The organism is Paenibacillus sp. AR247 (assembly GCF_002968895.1).
GTDB classification, from domain to species: Bacteria; Bacillota; Bacilli; order Paenibacillales; family Paenibacillaceae; genus Paenibacillus_AQ; species Paenibacillus_AQ favisporus.
Map to the genome: position 1 here is coordinate 35,473 of NZ_PCZT01000002.1, position 1,903 is coordinate 37,375.

The 1,903-nt window shown below is 53.1% G+C and carries 3 protein-coding genes and 1 pseudogene; 2 read left to right on the plus strand and 2 right to left on the minus strand.

Translation table 11 applies throughout. The features are described from left to right. The first annotated feature begins 53 nt into the window (after window positions 1-53). Window positions 54-572: a thiol peroxidase gene (gene tpx, locus CPT76_RS00475; RefSeq protein ID WP_105441573.1), complete on the plus strand. Its 519-nt coding sequence runs from the start codon at window positions 54-56 to the stop codon at window positions 570-572. A gap of 71 nt (window positions 573-643) precedes the next feature. On the opposite strand, the pseudogene CPT76_RS00480 reads toward tpx, so the two are convergent. Further along, window positions 644-883 (minus strand): annotated as a pseudogene (locus CPT76_RS00480) (DUF1499 domain-containing protein); the annotation flags it as partial. A 122-nt stretch (window positions 884-1,005) separates the two neighbouring features. Here CPT76_RS00480 and CPT76_RS38220 point away from each other — a divergent pair. Then, window positions 1,006-1,125, plus strand: coding sequence for a YjcZ family sporulation protein (locus tag CPT76_RS38220; RefSeq protein WP_208629305.1), 120 nt, complete (start codon window positions 1,006-1,008; stop codon window positions 1,123-1,125). A gap of 59 nt (window positions 1,126-1,184) precedes the next feature. Here the strand turns inward: CPT76_RS38220 and CPT76_RS00485 are convergent. Next, a partial coding sequence (locus tag CPT76_RS00485) for a helicase-related protein (RefSeq protein WP_146116121.1) occupies window positions 1,185-1,903 on the minus strand: 719 nt, incomplete at its 5' end.

Consider the following 1,903-nt stretch of genomic DNA (forward strand, 5'->3'; position numbering starts at 1 on the left):
AATGGACTTTGTCACGAATCACCAATTTTTGATAACCAGGAAGGAGATTTCATATGGCACAAGAACGTACCAATGCAGCTACATTCAAAGGTAATCCGATTACCCTCATTGGCCCGGAAATTCATGTGGGCGACGCCGCTCCGGATTTCAAGGTCAGCAAAAATTTGCTTGAAGAGGCTACTCTTAAGGATTATGCCGGTAAAATCAAATTAATTAGTGTCGTTCCTTCTCTTGATACGGGAGTATGTGACGCCCAAACGCGCCGTTTCAACGAAGAAGCCGCCGGCCTTGGCGACGACGTGATCGTGCTGACCATCAGCGCCGACCTTCCATTCGCCCAGGAACGCTGGTGTGCCGCTGCCGGAATCGACCGTGTCGTGACCCTTTCCGACCACAAGGAGATGTCGTTCGGCGATGCATACGGTGTTCATATCAAGGAATTCCGTCTGGACATGCGCTCCATTTTCGTCGTGGACAAAAACGACAAGATTACATATGTCGAGTATCTGAAGGAAATGGCCGAGCATCCGAACTACGAAAATGCCGTAGCAGCCGTTAAAGAACTGCTGTAATTCGGCTTAAGCCGCCATGTTCCCATAAAAAGCGGGAGAAAGAGCTGATCTTTCTCCCGCTTTTTCCTTACTCATTGTGTTATTTTGTATTTAGCCAGTTTCTTATCCAATATGCCGAACAAGTTTAAAATAATCCGGTAATTATACCCCAGATCCCCCAGCGAGCCCCGGGAGGCGGAATACATATCAACAGCGGTGCGGACTGGACCAACCGATAGCACCGAAATGGTAATATCCACGGTACGGCCAAGCGAGGTTCTCTTCTCCAGCGTAATTTCCCCGACGGAAGACACCTCGTGCAGCACTTTGTAACATACATTGCCAGAGCCTAATTTCCGGCATCTGGGTGTTGGTCTATACATGCGGGCGAAAACCGTCATAAGATACACCGTAAACCAAAAGAGTTCAACTTTTTGTAAGGAGGTTATGTTCAATGTCTCACGCTGTAGGCGGAGTTGGTTATGGTTACGGTCATGGCCTTTGGGGTTCCACAGGCGCCATTCTGGTGCTGTTCATCCTGCTCGTTATCATCACTCGCGCATTTATCTGGTAATTTGATGATATGAAAAAAGAGGCGAAGTGCACGCGGCACTTCGCCTCTTTGTTATGTTCTTACTTCTCGAAAGAATCTTCGCGTTTCGTAGTACGGCGTCCCTCGCTGCTGCTGGTCCGCGGTTTGCGGTCGCCGCGGTACGAATCCCCGCGTCCGCTGTAGCTCTTGCTGTAGCCGCCGCGTCCGTCGCCGCGGTCACGGTTGTACCCTCCGCCGCTTCGGCTGCCGCTGCTGCCGCCGCGGTAGCCGCCGGACGGTTTGCGTCCGCTGCGCAGGTCCGGCTTACCGCTTTGACGGCGCTTGACGCGGATCGGGTCTTCCGGCGTCAGCTGGATATCCGAATCCTTTTTCTCGCCTGTCAGCATCTTCAATGCCGCAGACAGCAGCTGCACGGAGTCGTACTGCTCCAGCAGTTGGATCGCTAGTCCTTTGTATTCGTTCAATTCGCCCTTCTCCACGGTTTCAAGCAATCTTTCTGCCGTAACGCGCTGTTTGCCTTCGATGGCTTCGGCCAGCGTAGGGAGCGGCTTACGCGGAATCCGGTGGCGGGTTACGCGTTCGATTAGGTGCAGATGATCCATTTCCCGCGGAGTAACGAAGGTCCACGCGGTTCCTTCTTTGCCGGCACGGCCGGTACGTCCGATCCGGTGCACGTAGCTTTCCGGATCCTGAGGAAGGTCAAAGTTCACGACGTGGGTAACGCCGGATACGTCAAGGCCGCGGGCCGCAACGTCTGTAGCTACCAGCACGTCGATGCTTCCGTCACGGTAATTTACGC

Excerpts from the sequence above, each read along its gene's own strand:
- tpx (WP_105441573.1), top strand. The coding sequence starts at position 54 with ATGGCACAAGAACGTACCAATGCAGCTACATTCAAAGGTAATCCGATT.
- CPT76_RS38220 (WP_208629305.1), top strand. The coding sequence starts at position 1,006 with ATGTCTCACGCTGTAGGCGGAGTTGGTTATGGTTACGGTCATGGCCTT.